Genomic DNA, 15,621 nt, shown 5'->3' on the forward strand with positions numbered 1-15,621 from the left:
CGGATACCGACATGGCCCAGACACCGACCGACGCCAACGTGTACTTCGTCCCGGCCCAGAGCAAATGGCCTTTCGTGGGGTCCATCGCGATGATGGTGACCATGGTGGGCGTGGCCAGCTGGCTCAACGATGCCGGCTGGGGGCGCTGGACGTTCTACGTCGGCATCGCGATGCTGGTGCTGACCCTGTTCTGGTGGTTCAGCGACGTGGTGCGCGAGTCACAGGCGGGCAGCTACAACCACCAGGTCGATGGTTCGTTCCGGATGGGGATGATCTGGTTCATCTTCTCCGAAGTGATGTTCTTCGGTGCCTTCTTCGGCGCGCTGTTCTACACCCGCAACCTGGGCCTGTCGTGGCTCAGTGGCGAAGGCCGCGGGGTGATGACCAACGAGCTGCTCTGGCAGGGTTATTCCGCTGGATGGCCGACCAATGGCCCGGCGGCGATCGGCGGTGCGTTCCAGACCATCCCGGCCTGGGGGCTGCCGCTGATCAACACGCTGATCCTGCTGACCTCCGGCGTGACCCTGACCATCGCCCATCACGCGCTGAAGGCCGGCAACCGCCGCCAGCTGCTGGTCTGGCTGGGCCTGACCGTGGTGCTCGGCCTGGGCTTCCTGACCCTGCAGGCAGAGGAGTACCTCCACGCCTACAAGGAACTGAACCTGACGCTGGGCTCGGGCATCTACGGTTCGACGTTCTTCATGCTGACCGGTTTCCACGGCGCGCACGTGCTGCTGGGCACGATCATGCTGGTGGTGATGTGGCTGCGTTCGGCCAAGGGGCACTTCACCCGCGACAACCATTTCGGTTTCGAAGCCGCTGCGTGGTACTGGCACTTCGTCGACGTGGTGTGGCTGATGCTCTTCATGTTCGTCTACGTGCTTTGATCCCGGCGGCTGCGGCGTCAGCCGCCGATGCCGTGCGGTTTGATCCAGCCCATGTAGATGCTCACGATCACCAGCAGGATCAACGCGACCGACACCGCGATGCGACGTGTCAGCGCGTTGACCGTGCGCTTGGTCTGGCCTCGGTCGACCAGCAGGTAATACAGGCCGGCGCCCAGATTCCAGACGATGACGATCAGAAACGCGATTACCAGCAGGGTCTTCAGCGAATCACTCATGCGCGGCTCGAGGGCAGGGTGGATGCGCCTATCTGACCGCGTTTGCGCGGACTTGTCATGATGCGCCAGCACACGCGCGTGATCGGGTGGCTTCTGGCCGTGCTGGCGATGGCCGGATTCACCGCATTGGGGCTGTGGCAGCTGCAGCGCATGCATGCCAAACAGGCGCTGTTGGATGCGCAGGGGCCAGCGGTGGCTCAGGCGCTGTCGCTGGCCCAGGCGCTGGCCGCACCGGGCGCGTTGCATGGCGTGGCCGACCATGGCCGCTTCCTGCCCGGCGTGGTGCTGCTGGACAACCAGACCCGGCACGGCCGCGCCGGGGTAAAGATCTACCGCCCGTTCCGCAGTGACGAAGGCCGCGTGCTGCTGGTCGACCTCGGCTGGCGCGCGCTGCCGCCGGACCGCACCCTGCCGGAGGTGCCGTCGCCGCCTTCGCCGGTGGCCGTGCGCGGGCTGTTGGCGCCGCCGCCGTCGGCCGGGCTGGCGCTGGGGCCGGCGTTCTCTGCCACCGGTGAGCCCGGGCGCTGGCTGGCCAGCCGGTTGCCGCGGAGGGCCTGGCGGCGGCGCTGGGCCTGCCGGCCTTGCCCGAGCGCGTGCTGCGCCTGCATCCGGCGCTGCCCTTCGGCGACGAACGCGACCTGGACCTGCTGCCCAACACGCTGCCGCCGCAGCGCCACCTGGGTTACGCCGTGCAGTGGTTCGGCCTGGCGCTGACCGTGCTGGTGGTGGCGCTGGTGCTGGAGTGGCGCAGGCGACGTGCCGTGGCCCGGTAGTGCCGGCCGCTGGCCTACATCCCCCGCAATCCTGGATGTTACCAGCGGCCGGCACTACCGGGGTACCGCACCCGCATCCCTTGCCCAACCATGAGAAAATGCCCCGCATGAACACTGCTACGTCCCCGCAGGCGCGCGGTTCCGGCCGCCGGACCCTGGTGCTGCTGTTTGCCGTGTTCTTCGGGGCGATGGCACTGGCGGCGGTGCTGCGCTTCTCCGGCTGGCAGCCGACCGGGCACCGCAACGCCGGCCAGCTGCTGCAGCCGCCGGTGGACCTGCGCCAGCAGGCACCGACCCTGGCCAATGGCCAGCCGTACCCGTGGAACCCCGAAGCCCGTACCTGGCGCCTGCTGGTGGCCCCGCCCGGTGCCTGCGACGCGCAGTGCGTCACTTTGTCGCAGGGACTGGGCAAGGTGTGGCAGCTGTTCGGCCATAACGCCGATAATGTCGAGATCCTGTGGCTGGGAACGCCACCGGCGTCGATCGCCTCGCTGCCCGCGCTGCGGCCGCTGGCTCCGTCGCCAGCCCTGCGCGCGGCGCTGCCCGGCGTCGATGATCCGGCTGGACTGCCGGTCTACGTGATCGATCCGAACGGCTTCGTGATCATGCGCCATGCCCCCGGCACCGACCTGGGTGGCCTGCGCAAGGACATGGCCACGTTGCTGAAACTGAAGTGAGTCCCGTTTGATGAGCCTTTCCGCGCGTCCGGCGCTGCACCGCAATTTCCACCGCCTGGCGTGGTTCGCCATGATCATGACGGCGAGCACGATCATGTTCGGCGCCTTCGTGCGCCTGTCCGATGCCGGCCTGAGCTGCCCGGACTGGCCGACCTGTTACGGGCAGGCCACCTGGCCGCAGCACGTGGAAGAGACCATCGGCCACCCGGCGGCGGAGATCCGCCCGCTGGAGACCCACAAGGCCTGGCGTGAGCAGGTGCACCGCTTCCTGGCCGGCGCGCTGGGCATCGAGATCCTGACCCTGGCCCTGCTGGCCACGCGCAAGCGCCGCTTTGGAACCACGGCGGTGGTGACCGCCTGCGTGCTGGTGGCCGCCGGCATACCGCTGTACATGATGGGCTGGCATGGAACGGCCAGCGCGCTGGCCCTGATCGGCGAGGCGATCCTGCTGATCGCCGCGCTGCGCTGGAGCAACATCGACCTGGCGCGCGCCGCACTGCTGACCCTGGCGGTGGTGATCTTCCAGGCCCTGCTGGGCATGTGGACGGTGACCCTGCTGCTCAAGCCGATCGTGGTGATGGGCCATCTGCTGGGCGGCATGCTGATGTTCGCGCTGCTGGCCTGGATGGCGTGGCGTGCCACGCACATGCCGATCACCCTGGCCGAGGCGCCGAAGCTGAAGTGGCTGCTGCGCATCGGCCTGGCCGTGCTGGTCACCCAGATCGCCCTGGGCGGCTGGGTCAGCGCCAACTACGCGGCGCTGGCCTGCGGCGGTGGCAGCGCCTCGCTGGACAACTTCCCGCGCTGCGCCAACCAGTGGTGGCCGCAGCACAACTTCGTCGAGGGCTTCACGCTGTGGCGTGGCATCGGCGTGGATTACGAAGGCGGCGTGCTCGATGGCGCCTCGCGTATCGCCATCCAGATGGCCCACCGCCTGTTCGCCGTGGTGGTGGCCGTCTACCTGCTGTGGCTGGGCGTGCGCCTGTTCCGTTTGCCGAGCATGCGTGGCTGGGCCAGTGCGCTGATCGCGCTGCTGGTGCTGCAGGTCACGCTCGGCATCCTCAATGTGAAGCTGGCACTGCCGCTGGAAGTGGCCGTGGCCCATAACGGCGTGGCCGTTGCCCTGTTGTTCGTGCTGGTCAGCCTGCTGGCCCGCCTGCGTGCCCCGGACTGATTCCATGTTTTCCAATTACCGCCAGTACTGGGACCTGACCAAGCCCAAGGTCGTCGCCCTGATCGTGTTCACCGCGCTGGTCGGCATGGTCCTGGCCATTCCGGGCGTGCCCAGCTGGGAGCAGGTGCGCGCCGGCCTGCTCGGCTTCCTCGGCATCTGGCTGGCGGCCTCGGCCGCGGCCGCGATCAACCAGCTGCTGGACGCGCACATCGATGCGCAGATGGCGCGCACCTCGTGGCGGCCGCTGGTGGTGGGCAAGGTCAAGCCATGGCAGGTGCTGGTGTTCGCCGGCGTGCTCATCGTGCTGTCGATGACCCTTCTGGTGCTGTGGGTCAACCTGATCACCGCGGTGCTGACCTTCGCCTCGCTGATCGGCTACGCGGTGATCTACACCGTGTACCTCAAGCGTGCGACGTCGCAGAACATCGTCATCGGTGGCCTGGCCGGGGCGATGCCACCGATGCTGGGCTGGGCCGCGGTGACCGGCATGCAGGGTTCGTCGGACTGGGCGTACTCGTCGCTGCTGGTGCTGATCATCTTCATCTGGACCCCGCCGCATTTCTGGGCGCTGGCGATCTTCCGCCGCGAGGATTACGCCAAGGCCGAGATCCCGATGCTGCCGGTGACCCACGGCGTGGTGCACACCCGCAGGCAGATCATGGTGTATTCGGTGGTGCTGGCGCTGGTCTGCCTGCTGCCCTACCTGGTGGGCATGAGCGGTGCGTTCTACCTGGGCGGCGCGATCGTGCTCAATGCCGTGTTCCTCTGGTACGCCTGGCGCATGCTGGACCCGCCGGACGAGCTGTTCTCGATGAAGATGTTCTATTACTCCATCGTCTACCTGATGGCGCTGTTCGCCTTCCTGCTGGTGGACCACTGGATCCTGCCCTGGCTGTGAGGGGCTGATGCATCCACGCAGGGCGTGGATCCACCGGCGCCGTTCAACCATCAGCCGAGCATGGGCCCGGCTCTACAGTAGATCCACGCCATGCGTGGATGTCTTCCCGGTCGGGTCAGGGCTTGCGCCGCGCATAACGCTGCGCGATCACGCCGCAGACGATCAGCTGGATCTGGTGGTAGATCATCACCGGCAGCACGATGGCGCCGAGACTGCCGCCGGCGAACAGGACCTTGGCAATCGGCACGCCGGTGGCCAGGCTCTTCTTCGAGCCGCAGAACACGATGGCGATCCCGTCCTCGCGGTTGAAACGCAGGCGGCGGGCGATGAAGGTGATCAGCGGCATGGCGATGCCGAGCAGCACGGCGGCGACCACCGCCACCGCCAGCAGCGACAGCAGCGGCGTCTTGCTCCACAGGCCTTCGGTGACGGCTTCGCCGAACGCCGAATACACCACCAGCAGGATCGTGCCCTGGTCGGTGTAGCGCAGCAGCGCGCGCTGCTTTTCCACCCAGCCGGCGATCCACGGCCGCAGCAGGTGGCCCGCCACGAACGGCACCAGCAGCTGCAGCATGATGCCGCCGATCGCATGCAGCGGGTCATGCACGCCGCCGGAAGTACCGGCCAGCGCGGTCAGCAGCAGCGGGGTCAGGAACACGCCGAGGATGCTCGACAGCGAAGCGCTGCACACCGCCGCTGGCACGTTGCCGCGCGCCATCGAGGTGAACGCGATGGACGACTGCACGGTGGAGGGCAGGGTGCACAGGAACAGCACGCCGAGGTACAGCTCCGGGGTCAGCAACCAGCCTGACAGCGGCTTGAACATCAGCCCCAGCAGCGGGAACAGGAGGAAGGTGCAGGCCAGGATGGTCAGGTGCAGCCGCCAGTGCAGCATGCCGCCGATGATCGACTCGCGCGGCAGGCGCGCGCCGTGCAGGAAGAACAGCGCGGCGATGGCGACGGTGGTGACATCGTCGAGCACGATGGCGGCGGCGCCCTTCATCGGCAGCAGCGAGGCCAGGCCGACGGTGCACAGCAGGGCGAGGGTGAAATTGTCCGGTCGCAGGCGCGACCACCAGCGGGTCATGGTGGGCAGTGTCCTTGGTGCGGAGGGTTCAGGGCGAAGTGACCGGCGTGGCCAGGCGCTGGCGGGTGGCGGTTTCCAGCGACTTCAGGCCGGCGCGCTGGCCAAGCTGCAGGGCCTGTTCGGGGCTGGCGTGTTCGTAGCGTGCGTTGACCAGGCCGAGCACGGCGCCAGCGCGGTTGCCGGACGCGCAGTGCAGCAGTACCGGCCCCTGGCTCTGCTGCAGGGCCTGGTGCACGGCGCGCACGTTGGCAGCATCGAGCCCGTCGGCGCCGGCCACCGGGATGCGCACATAACGCAGGCCGAGTGATTCGGCGGCACGGGTTTCGTCGAAACCGCGATCCTCGCCAGGCTGGCGCAGGTCGATCACGGTGCGCACCCCCTGCGCGGCCAGGGCCCGCAGCTGTGCAGCGCTGGGCTGGCCGCCGGCATACAGGCCAGGCCGGACCTCGTTGAGGGATGCCTCTTCGGCCAGGGCCGCCAGTGGCAGGCAGAGCGACAACAACAGCAGGCAGGTCAGGCGCAGCAGCATGGTCTTCTCCGTGGGAACGGTCTGCCGCTACAGGCGCAGTCCGGCGCGCGCCTTCAGCAGCTCGCGCAGCTCGTACTTGTCAGTATCGTCCAGACCCTGCTGGCGCTGCTTTGCCAACAACTCCTCCAGACGTTGCACCAGCAGCTGTTTCTCCAGCTGGGCCACCGCGTCGTGCAGCTCCTGGGTCCAGCTGGCTTCGGTGCCGGGCAGTGTCTGTGCCGCCAGCGTATGCAGCGAAGCCTGTTCCTCACGCCCGTCGAAGTGTTCCAGCAGGGCGCCGGTGCTGATGTCCGGGCGCTGTTCGACCAGCCCCAGCAGCTCCAGCAGCAGCTCCACGCCCGGCAGGCGCAGGCCCTGGAAGTGATGCTGGCCACCCAGGGTCAGCGCCAGCGACGGTTGCTGCAGCAGCACGGCGATCGCGCCGCGCACCAGGCTGCGCTTGGCCACCGGCTGGATCGTCCGCTGTGGCTGGCGTTGCGGCATCGGCGCGCGCGCAGACTGCGCGTTGCCGCCGAGCCCGGTCAGCTGCGCCAGCTGCTGCTTCATCAGGTCGCCGAAGGCACCATCGGGAATCTGTGCCAGCATCGGCTTTGCCCGCTCGGCCAGGCGCGCCTTGCCATCGAGCGTGCCCAGATTGATCTCGCGGGTGAGCTCGTCGAAGAAGAACTGCGACAGCGGTGTGGCCTGCTTCAGGCGTTCGTTGAAGGCCTCGGCGCCTTCCTTGCGCACGATGGTGTCCGGGTCCTCGCCATCGGGCAGGAACAGGAAGAAGGCCTGGCGGCCGTCCTTCATGCGCGGCAGCACCGACTCCAGCGCCTTCCAGCCGGCGCGGCGGCCAGCGGCGTCGCCGTCGAAGCAGAAAAACACGTCCGGCGCGTTGCGGAACAGCAGCTCGGCATGGTCCGGCGTGGTGGCGGTACCCAGCGTGGCCACCGCCTGGGTGACGCCGAACTGGAACAGCGAGACCACGTCCATGTAGCCCTCGACCACGATCAGCCGCTCGATCTTCTGGTTGGCCTGGCGCACCTGCCACAGGCCGTACAGCTCCCGGCCCTTGTGGAACAGCGCGGTCTCGGGCGAGTTGAGGTACTTGGGGCCGTCGTCCTTCTCGAACACGCGGCCGCCGAAGGCGATCACCCGGCCACGACGATCGAAGATCGGGAACATCACCCGGTCGCGGAACTTGTCGTAGACATGGCCGCGATCGTTCTTGGAGAACAGGCCGGCACGGTCGAGCAGCTTCATGCGCCGCTCGTCCTTGCCCAGCGCATCGCGCAGGCCGCTGTACCCGTCCGGGGCGTAGCCGATCTGGAAGCGCGCGCGGTTCTCTTCGTCCACGCCACGCCCATCGAGGTAACTGCGTGCCTTGTCGCTGCTTTCCAGGTTCTTCTGGAAGAACCGGGCGGCGGCATCCAGTGCCGAATACAGCTCGCGGCTGTCGTCCTGCTGCTGGGGGCTGCGCGGGTTCTCGTTGCGCGGCACCTCCATGCCGGCACGCTTGGCCAGCTCATCCACCGCATCGAGGAACTCGAGGCGGTCGTAGTTCATCAGGAAGCTGATCGCGGTGCCGTGCGCGCCGCAGCCGAAGCAGTGATAGAACTGCTTGGTGGGCGAGACCGTGAACGAGGCCGAGCGCTCGTCATGGAACGGGCAGCGCGCGGCGTATTCCTTGCCCTGTCGCTTCAACGGCACGCGGCTGCCCACCACCTCGACGATGTCGGTGCGGGCCAGCAGGTCGTCGATGAAAGCGTCGGGGATACGGGCCATGGGCAACAGGGCAGGGCGCGGTGCAGGACCACGCGACGGAACCGGGGGCGGTCGCCCTAGTTTACCCCCTGTCGGGCACCTGGCTGGCGGTTGCCGGATCAATGCCGGCTGCGGCCAGGTGGTGGCGCGCGCGCAGGCGCTCGTCGATCACCGCCGTCATCAGGGCGCCCACGAAGAACACGACGGTGGCGTAATAGATCCAGACCAGCGAGATCACCAGCGCACCCATCGAGCCGTAGGCGCTGCCCGGTGCCACGGTGGCGATGTAGACGCCGATGCCGTAGCGGCCCAGTGCGAACAACGCCGAGGTGATGGCACCGCCGATGAAGGCCTGGCGCCACGCCACGCGACGGTCGGGCAGGTAGTGGTACATGAAAGCGAACCCCACCGCGTACAGCAGCAGGCTGGTGGCGTAGCCCAGCGCCGGCAGGATCGAAGGCAGCTGTGCGAAGGCCACCTGCAGCACCGTGGTGGCAGTCATCGACAGGATCAGCAGGAAGCCCAGGGCCAGCACCACGCCGAACGAGAACACGCGCTTGCGCAGCCAGGCCTTGATGCCCTCCAGGCGCTCGCCACTGGTGCGGAAGATCAGGTTGAGCGCGTTCTGCAGCTGCGCGAACACGGCCGTGGCGCCCACGAACAGCAGCAGCGTGCTCCACAGGCCCGCCAACGAGCCGACGTCCGGTTGGTTGTCGGCATTCTTCAGGACGGTTTCGGCCACGGTCGCGGCACTGCTGCCGGCCACCGAGCCGATCTGCTCGATCAGCGCCTGCTGTGCCGGCGGGTACAGCGAGGCGGTCAGCCACAGCAGCAGCACCAGCAGCGGTGCCATCGACAGCAGGGCGTAGAACGAGACGGAGGCTGCCTGGGTCAGCACGTCGACGTCGATGAAGCGCTTGGCCACCGCCATCGGAAAGCTGTCCTGCAGGCGCTTGAGGTACTTGTGCAGGGACACGGCAACGTTGGGCTCGGGTTCAACCATGTGTGCGGTTGTAGCAGGCGACCGACGAAGGTGCGGTGAAGCGGGTGCATCAATGGGGTCAGAGCCCTTCCGCGCTGCGGAAGGGATCCGACCCCGCGTGCCGGGTTACGCCAGCTGCTGCTTGACCAGCTTGGACACCAGACCCATGTCGGCCTGGCCGGCGAGCTTGGGCTTCAGGGCGCCCATCAGCTTGCCCATATCGGCCGGGCCGGACGCACCGGTCTCGGCGATGGCGGCCTGGATGGCGGCCACGATCTCGGCCTCGCCCATCTTGGCCGGCAGGTAGGCTTCGATGACCACGATCTCGGCGCGTTCGATCTCGGCGAGGTCTTCGCGGTTGGCGGCTTCGTACTGGCTGACCGAGTCCTTGCGCTGCTTGACCATCTTGTCGAGCACGGCGATCACGGCGGTGTCGTCCAGCTCGATGCGCTCGTCGACTTCGCGCTGCTTGATGGCAGCGTTGATCAGGCGGATCACGCCGAGCTTGTGCTTCTCGCCCGCCTTCATGGCGGCCTTCATGTCTTCGGTGAGCTGCTGCTTCATGCTCATGAGGAACCTCGTGGTGGTAGGTGGGGCGGGGCGGCTGCCCGAACCCGGAAACGCAAAAAGCCGGCGACGCTCGCGCGTGCCGGCTTCGGCTCCATCGCGACAGGCAGGCCCGCCGCAATGAAGATGCGTCCGATCAGTACAGGCGCTGACGCTTGGTGACGTCGCGCGACGAGCGGCGCAGCTGACGCTTCACAGCAGCGGCGGCCTTGCGCTTGCGCTCCTGGGTCGGCTTTTCGTAGAACTCGCGCTTGCGGGTTTCGGCCAGCACACCGGCCTTTTCGCAAGTGCGCTTGAAGCGGCGAAGAGCAAACTCGAAGGGCTCGTTCTCGCGGACTTTGACGCTGGGCATGGAATCTCCGGGACACAGTAGAACCGGGTCACGCCCGGCGAGCCGCACATTATAGCGGCGAATAGACAAACTGCAAGCGGCCAACCCTGAATACGGGCCGGAGGTTCGAAAGCAGTGAGATCTGCACGTCCCCCGAGGGGGCGGCAGGGGCGTCATAATAGCAGGCATGCGAGTCCTTGGCATCGAATCTTCCTGTGATGAGACCGGCGTGGCGGTGTATGACACCGACCTGTCCGGCAGCGCGGCCCTGCGCGCCCACGCGGTCTACAGCCAGATCGCCCTGCACGCCGAATATGGGGGTGTGGTGCCTGAGCTGGCCAGCCGCGACCACGTCCGCAAACTGCTGCCACTGGTGCGCCAGACCCTGGCCGAGGCCGGCCTCGGCGTGGGCGATATCGATGGCGTGGCCTACACGGCCGGTCCCGGCCTGGTCGGGGCGCTGCTGGTCGGCGCGGGCGTGGCCCGCTCGCTGGCCTGGGCGCTGGAGGTGCCGGCAGTGGGCGTACACCATATGGAAGGCCACCTGCTGGCGCCGCTGATGGAAGACGACCCGCCGGAAGCGCCGTTCGTGGCCCTGCTGGTGTCCGGTGGCCATACCCAGCTGGTGGCGGTGGACGCCATCGGCCAGTACCGGCTGCTGGGCGAGACCCTGGACGACGCGGCCGGCGAGGCCTTCGACAAGACCGCCAAGCTGATGGGCCTGCCGTACCCGGGCGGCCCGCAGCTGGCCAGGCTGGCCGAGCAGGGCACGCCGGGCGCGTACCGCTTCGCGCGGCCGATGACCGACCGCCCGGGGCTGGATTTCAGCTTCTCCGGCCTGAAGACCCAGGTCCTGATGGCCTGGCGCGACAGTGACCAGAGCGAGCAGACCCGCGCCGACATCGCCCGCGGCTTTGAAGACGCCGTGGTCGAGACCCTGTCGATCAAGTGCGAGCGCGCGCTGGAAGCGGCTGGAACCAATGTGATCGTGGTGGCCGGCGGCGTCGGCGCGAACAAGCGCCTGCGTGCGCGCCTGCAGCAGATGGCCGAGCGCCTCGGCGGCCGTGCCTGCTTCCCGCGGCCGGCGCTGTGCACCGACAACGGCGCGATGATCGCCTTCGCCGGTGCGCTGCGGCTGCAGGCCGGCCAGCACAGCCCGCCGAAGGTGGACGTGACCCCGCGCTGGGACATGGCGACGCTGCCGGCGGTATGAGCCGGTCGCGCCGGGCCTCGCCCGGCGGACGCATTACGCACGCCCTGCCCATGGCGATGCCGCCAACACCGTCGTCGCCCGCTCATGGTGCTGCAGCCAGCCCAGGGTGTGCGGGCAGCGCGCGTGGATCAGCTGCGGTAACGCAATCTTCAAGCCCCGCGTCCAGATGGCTCCCTCGAAGCGGCGGGTGAAAAGCTGCGGGCAACGCCGCCGCGTCAGGCAGCCACAATCTGCATCGTGTGCTTTGGGACTCGCGGCTGGATTCCAGCTCCCGCCGGGGACGTTGAGAGGTACCAAAGGGCCCCGCCCAGCAGGGCCCTTTGTCTTTTCCGGGCCGGCCCGCGCCGGCTGCCCACCGCCCGTTCCGGGCAGGCTCACCGCCGTGCCGTTACCATGGCCGCCTGTATTCGTGCCGGTACGCGCAATGGACAAGGTTTTCATCGAAGGGCTGACGATCGACGCCCTGATCGGTATCTACGATTGGGAACGACGGATCCGCCAGGACCTGGTGTTCGACCTGGAAATGGGCTTCGACAACCGACGCCCCGCGGCCACCGATGACATCGCCCACACCCTGAACTACAAGGCAGTGAGCAAGCGCCTGGAACAGTTCGTGCGCGAGTCGGAATTCGGCCTGGTCGAAACCCTGGCCGAGCGCTGCGCGCAGATCGTGCTGGACGAGTTCGAGGTGAAGTGGCTTCGCCTGAAGCTGAGCAAGCCCGGTGCGGTGCGCGGCGCGCGCGCGGTGGGCGTGATCATCGAGCGCACGCGCGACTGACCCGGCAAACCGGTCACCGGCCGGAAACCCCGGTAGTGCCGGCCGCTGACCGGCAATCTTGGTAACAACGAAACAGACAGGAGACAACGGATGGTGGACGCGGTGGTGGCGGTACAGTGGCTGGAACGACTGCAGAACACACTGGAACCCTATCCTGGCGCCTACCTGGCGTTGATGATCTCGGCGCTGCTGGTCGCTGCGGGCCTGGCTAACTGGGTGACCAAGCGCATCCTGTTGCGCGGCCTGCGGCGCCTGCTCAGCCGCCTTCCCGGCGCCGATACCGGCCGCGGCAGCCACCTGATGCGGGTGATCTCGCGGCTGTCGAACGTGGTCCCCAGCCAGGTGATCGCCTCGGGTATCCGCATCGTGCCGGACCTGCCGCCGGGGCTGGTCAGCTTCATCATCGGCGCCTGCCAGGCGTGGGCGATCCTGACCGTGGTGCTGGCCCTCTCGCATGCGCTGGATGCGGCCAATGATCTCTACGAGCGCCGCCCCGAGGCACGCAACAAGCCGATCAAGGGCTACCTGCAGGTCGCCAAGATCGTCATCTTCGTGATCGCGGGCCTGTCGATCGTCGCGACCCTGGCGGGGGTCGATCTGCGCTACCTGGTCACCGGCCTGGGCGCGGCCACGGCGGTGCTGATGCTGATCTTCCAGGACACCATCCTGTCGCTGGTGGCCAGCGTGCAGATCAGTGGCGATGGCCGCGTGCGCATCGGCGACTGGATCGAGATGCCCAGCCAGAATGCCGACGGTGACGTCATCGACATCGCGCTGCACACCGTCACCGTGCAGAACTTCGACAAGACCATCACCACCATCCCGACCAAGAAGCTGGTGACCGAGTCGTTCAAGAACTGGCGCGGCATGCAGGAGGCCGGCGGGCGCCGGATCAAGCGCGCGCTGTACCTGGACCAGCACAGCGTCGGCTTCCTGGACGAGGGTGACCTGGCCTTCCTCGGCGAGTTCGCGCTGCTGCGCGACTACCTGCGCGAGAAAGCGCAGGAGCTGGGGCAATGGAACGGACGCCTGCGCGAGCAGGGCGTGGCCGAGGTCAACAGCCGCCGGGTGACCAACCTGGGTACCTTCCGCGCGTATGTGGAGCGCTACCTGCGCAGCCATCCGGGCATCAATACCGACATGACCCTGCTGGTGCGGCAGCTGCAGCCGACCACCGAGGGCCTGCCGCTGGAGCTGTACTGCTTCACCCGCAGCACCGCCTGGGGCGAGTACGAGGCCGTGCAGTCGGACATCTTCGACCACCTGCTGGCGATCCTGCCGGCCTTCGGGCTGCGGGTGTTCCAGGCGTCCAGCGACGCCATGTTGATGGCCGGGCAGCGCCAGCTGGCCGGGTCGGAGTAAGCTGCGGTGCCCCTGGCGGGCGCCTGCGGGTCCCGCCGGGGGAGGAAGCTGAATGACGAAACCTCTCGCAAAATCGCCCGGGATCGCTAGAATGCCGGGCTTGTAAACGTTTTCATCAAGGACTGCCGGTGGCCTCCGATCGCATCGAATCCCTCATTGCCCAGATGACCGTCGAGGAAAAGGTCGGCCAGCTGGGTGTCTTCGCGGACATGGTCCGCCCGTTCGCCCCGGACGTGAACCCGGAAGCCAACGTGCGCAATGCCGACCAGGTGCTGCAGCAGGTGCGCGAGGGCAAGGTCGGCTCGCTGTTCAATGGTGTGGGCGCCGAACTGGGCCGCCGCATCCAGCAGGTCGCGACCGAAGAGAGCCGCCTGGGCATCCCGGTGATCCTCGCCGCCGACGTGATCCACGGCATGCGTACCGTGTTCCCGATTCCGCTGGGCGAGGCCGCCAGCTTCGAGCCGGACCTGGCCGAGCGCACCGCGCGCGCCACTGCGATCGAAGCCACCGCTGCCGGCCTGCACTGGACCTATGCGCCGGCCGTGGACATCGCCCGCGACCAGCGCTGGGGCCGTGGCGCCGAAGGTGCCGGCGAGGACGTGGTGCTGGGCTGTGCGTTCGCCGCCGCCCGCGTGCGTGGCTTCCAGGGCAGCGACCTGCGTGCGGCCGATTCGCTGCTGGCCACGCCGAAGCACTTCGCCGCCTATGGCGCGGTGATGGCCGGCATGGAGTACAACATGGTGGACATCTCGCCGCAGACCCTGCGCGATGTGCACCTGCCGCCGTTCAAGGCCGCCTTCGATGCCGGCGCGATCACCGTGATGTCCTCGTTCAATGACATCAATGGCGTGCCGGCCAGTGCCAATGCCGAACTGCTGACCGACATCCTGCGTGGCGAATGGAAGTTCCCGGGCGTGGTGATCTCCGACTACACCGCCGACATGGAACTGGTCGCGCACGGCTATGCCGCCGATGACCGCGATGCCACGGCCAAGGCGTTCACCGCCGGCCTGGACCTGAGCATGCAGAGCGGCTTCTACGCCGAGCACCTGCCGGGCCTGGTCGAGAGCGGCGAGGTGCCGATGGCGGTGCTGGATGAGGGCGTGCGCCGCATCCTGTGGCTGAAGGAGACCATCGGCCTGTTCGACGACCCGTACCGGTCGCTGGACCCGGCGCGTGAAGCGGATACCTCGCACCTTGCCGCGCATGATGAACTGTCGCGCGATGCGGCGCGGCGTTCGATCGTGCTGCTGAACAACCGTGACAACGTGCTGCCGCTGCAGAAGACCGGGCAGAAGATCGCGCTGATCGGCCCGTTCGTGCAGGACCGCGAGAACATCGAAGGCTGCTGGACGCTGTTCGGCGACAAGCAGCGATACGTGGATCTGGAAACCGGCGTGCGTGCCGCCATCGGCGACGAAGCGCTGCTGGAAATCGTGCCGGGTTGCGAACTGGAAGCCGCGATTCCCGGCGGCACAGAAGCCGCTGTGGCTGCCGCACTGCGCGCCGACGTGGTGGTGCTGGCGCTGGGCGAACCGCAGCGCTACAGCGGTGAAGCGCAGTCGCGCGTGGAAATCACCCTGCCGCCGGCACAGCAGGCGCTGGCCGAGGCCGTGGCGATGACCGGCAAGCCGCTGGTGGTGCTGCTGCGCAATGGCCGCGCGCTGGCATTGCAGGGCGCGGTGCGCAATGCGCAGGCCGTGGCGGTGACCTGGTACCTGGGCACGCAGACCGGCCATGCCGTGGCCGATGTGCTGTTCGGCGACTACAGCCCGTCCGGCCGCCTGCCGGTCAGTTTCCCGCAGGTGTCCGGCCAGCAGCCGTACTTCTACAACCACCCGCGCACCGGCCGCCCGGAACTGCCGACCATGTCGGAGTTCAAGGCGCGCTGGCGCGAGATTCCCAACGAACCGCTGTACCCGTTCGGCCATGGCATCGGCTACACCACCTTCGCCTACGGCGTGCCGCAGCTGAGCACGGCACAGCTCGGCTGGGACGACACCCTGACCATCACCACCGTGCTGACCAACACCGGCCGCGTAGCGGGCGAGGAAGTGGTGCAGCTGTACATCCACGATCGCGTGGCCAGCCGCGTGCGTCCAGTGCGTGAACTGAAGGACTTCCGCAAGGTGGCGCTGCAGCCGGGCGAGTCGGCCGAAGTGGTGTTCACTTTGACCCGCGAGCAGCTGGCCTTTACCGGCCGCGATGGCGTGCTGCGTGCCGAGCCGGGCCAGTTCGACCTGTGGGTCTGTGCCTCGTCGGCCGCTGGCGAAGCGGTGCAGTTCGAACTGCTGAAGGCCTGATCAAGAAAAAGGGGACGGAGGGGATTAAGTCGTTTGTGCCACTAACGACTTAATCCCCTCCGTCCCCTTTTTGTTGTC

15 protein-coding genes and 1 pseudogene are annotated in these 15,621 nt (G+C 67.8%); 9 read left to right on the plus strand and 7 right to left on the minus strand.

The genetic code is table 11. The features are described from left to right. Positions 1–11: 11 nt before the first annotated feature. Positions 12–887, plus strand: coding sequence for a cytochrome c oxidase subunit 3 (locus NSQ78_RS01980; protein WP_053505029.1), 876 nt, complete (start codon positions 12–14; stop codon positions 885–887). Between the two features lie 17 nt (positions 888–904). Here the strand turns inward: NSQ78_RS01980 and NSQ78_RS01985 are convergent, their stop codons facing one another. Then, the gene (locus NSQ78_RS01985) at positions 905–1,123 is read right to left on the minus strand and encodes a twin transmembrane helix small protein (RefSeq protein ID WP_005412025.1); all 219 of its coding nucleotides are present in this window, start codon (positions 1,121–1,123) and stop codon (positions 905–907) included. A 57-nt stretch (positions 1,124–1,180) separates the two neighbouring features. Here NSQ78_RS01985 and NSQ78_RS01990 point away from each other — a divergent pair. The 4 genes and pseudogenes from NSQ78_RS01990 (at position 1,181) to cyoE (ending at position 4,645) form a co-directional block, all read left to right on the plus strand. Then, positions 1,181–1,896: pseudogene (locus tag NSQ78_RS01990) on the plus strand (SURF1 family protein). 107 nt (positions 1,897–2,003) lie between these two features. After that, a complete protein-coding gene (locus NSQ78_RS01995; RefSeq protein ID WP_049465364.1) occupies positions 2,004–2,573 on the plus strand; it encodes a hypothetical protein in 570 nt (189 codons plus the stop codon). 10 nt (positions 2,574–2,583) lie between these two features. Next, on the plus strand, positions 2,584–3,747 hold the full coding sequence (locus tag NSQ78_RS02000) for a COX15/CtaA family protein (RefSeq protein ID WP_053505031.1): 1,164 nt from the start codon (positions 2,584–2,586) through the stop codon (positions 3,745–3,747). 4 nt (positions 3,748–3,751) lie between these two features. After that, a complete protein-coding gene (cyoE, locus tag NSQ78_RS02005; protein WP_049465359.1) occupies positions 3,752–4,645 on the plus strand; it encodes a heme o synthase in 894 nt (297 codons plus the stop codon). Between the two features lie 115 nt (positions 4,646–4,760). Here cyoE and NSQ78_RS02010 read toward each other — a convergent pair whose 3' ends face one another. From NSQ78_RS02010 to rpsU, 6 genes are all read right to left on the minus strand, one after another. Beyond that, positions 4,761–5,732, minus strand: a complete 972-nt coding sequence (locus tag NSQ78_RS02010) for a bile acid:sodium symporter family protein (RefSeq protein WP_064237510.1) — start codon at positions 5,730–5,732, stop codon at positions 4,761–4,763. 28 nt (positions 5,733–5,760) lie between these two features. Continuing rightward, entirely contained in the window at positions 5,761–6,261 is a 501-nt protein-coding gene (locus NSQ78_RS02015; protein ID WP_053461981.1) for a sulfur transferase domain-containing protein, read from the minus strand. A gap of 27 nt (positions 6,262–6,288) precedes the next feature. After that, complete coding sequence (gene dnaG, locus NSQ78_RS02020) at positions 6,289–8,028, minus strand: DNA primase (protein ID WP_049465355.1); 1,740 nt, start codon at positions 8,026–8,028, stop codon at positions 6,289–6,291. A gap of 61 nt (positions 8,029–8,089) precedes the next feature. After that, positions 8,090–9,010: a YihY/virulence factor BrkB family protein gene (locus tag NSQ78_RS02025; RefSeq protein ID WP_064237511.1), complete on the minus strand. Its 921-nt coding sequence runs from the start codon at positions 9,008–9,010 to the stop codon at positions 8,090–8,092. Positions 9,011–9,115: 105 nt separating this feature from the next. After that, on the minus strand, positions 9,116–9,559 hold the full coding sequence (locus NSQ78_RS02030; RefSeq protein ID WP_005415013.1) for a GatB/YqeY domain-containing protein: 444 nt from the start codon (positions 9,557–9,559) through the stop codon (positions 9,116–9,118). Positions 9,560–9,692: 133 nt separating this feature from the next. Then, complete coding sequence (rpsU, locus tag NSQ78_RS02035) at positions 9,693–9,908, minus strand: 30S ribosomal protein S21 (protein WP_002808376.1); 216 nt, start codon at positions 9,906–9,908, stop codon at positions 9,693–9,695. Positions 9,909–10,074: 166 nt separating this feature from the next. Here rpsU and tsaD point away from each other — a divergent pair, with 166 nt between their 5' ends. From tsaD to NSQ78_RS02055, 4 genes are all read left to right on the plus strand, one after another. Then, on the plus strand, positions 10,075–11,100 hold the full coding sequence (tsaD, locus tag NSQ78_RS02040) for a tRNA (adenosine(37)-N6)-threonylcarbamoyltransferase complex transferase subunit TsaD (protein ID WP_057494754.1): 1,026 nt from the start codon (positions 10,075–10,077) through the stop codon (positions 11,098–11,100). Between the two features lie 424 nt (positions 11,101–11,524). Continuing rightward, positions 11,525–11,878 (plus strand): dihydroneopterin aldolase, encoded by a 354-nt coding sequence (gene folB, locus NSQ78_RS02045; protein WP_049465349.1) that lies wholly within the window; start codon positions 11,525–11,527, stop codon positions 11,876–11,878. Positions 11,879–11,968: 90 nt separating this feature from the next. Next, positions 11,969–13,240 carry a mechanosensitive ion channel domain-containing protein gene (locus NSQ78_RS02050; protein ID WP_064237512.1) on the plus strand — a complete coding sequence of 424 codons (1,272 nt, stop codon included), beginning with the start codon at positions 11,969–11,971 and terminating at the stop codon, positions 13,238–13,240. Positions 13,241–13,368: 128 nt separating this feature from the next. Beyond that, positions 13,369–15,543 carry a glycoside hydrolase family 3 N-terminal domain-containing protein gene (locus NSQ78_RS02055; protein WP_064237513.1) on the plus strand — a complete coding sequence of 725 codons (2,175 nt, stop codon included), beginning with the start codon at positions 13,369–13,371 and terminating at the stop codon, positions 15,541–15,543. The last annotated feature ends 78 nt before the right edge of the window (positions 15,544–15,621 follow it).

Origin of the sequence: Stenotrophomonas sp. FSL W7-1447, from assembly GCF_037966425.1 — a bacterium.
Classification (GTDB): Bacteria; Pseudomonadota; Gammaproteobacteria; order Xanthomonadales; family Xanthomonadaceae; genus Stenotrophomonas; species Stenotrophomonas pavanii.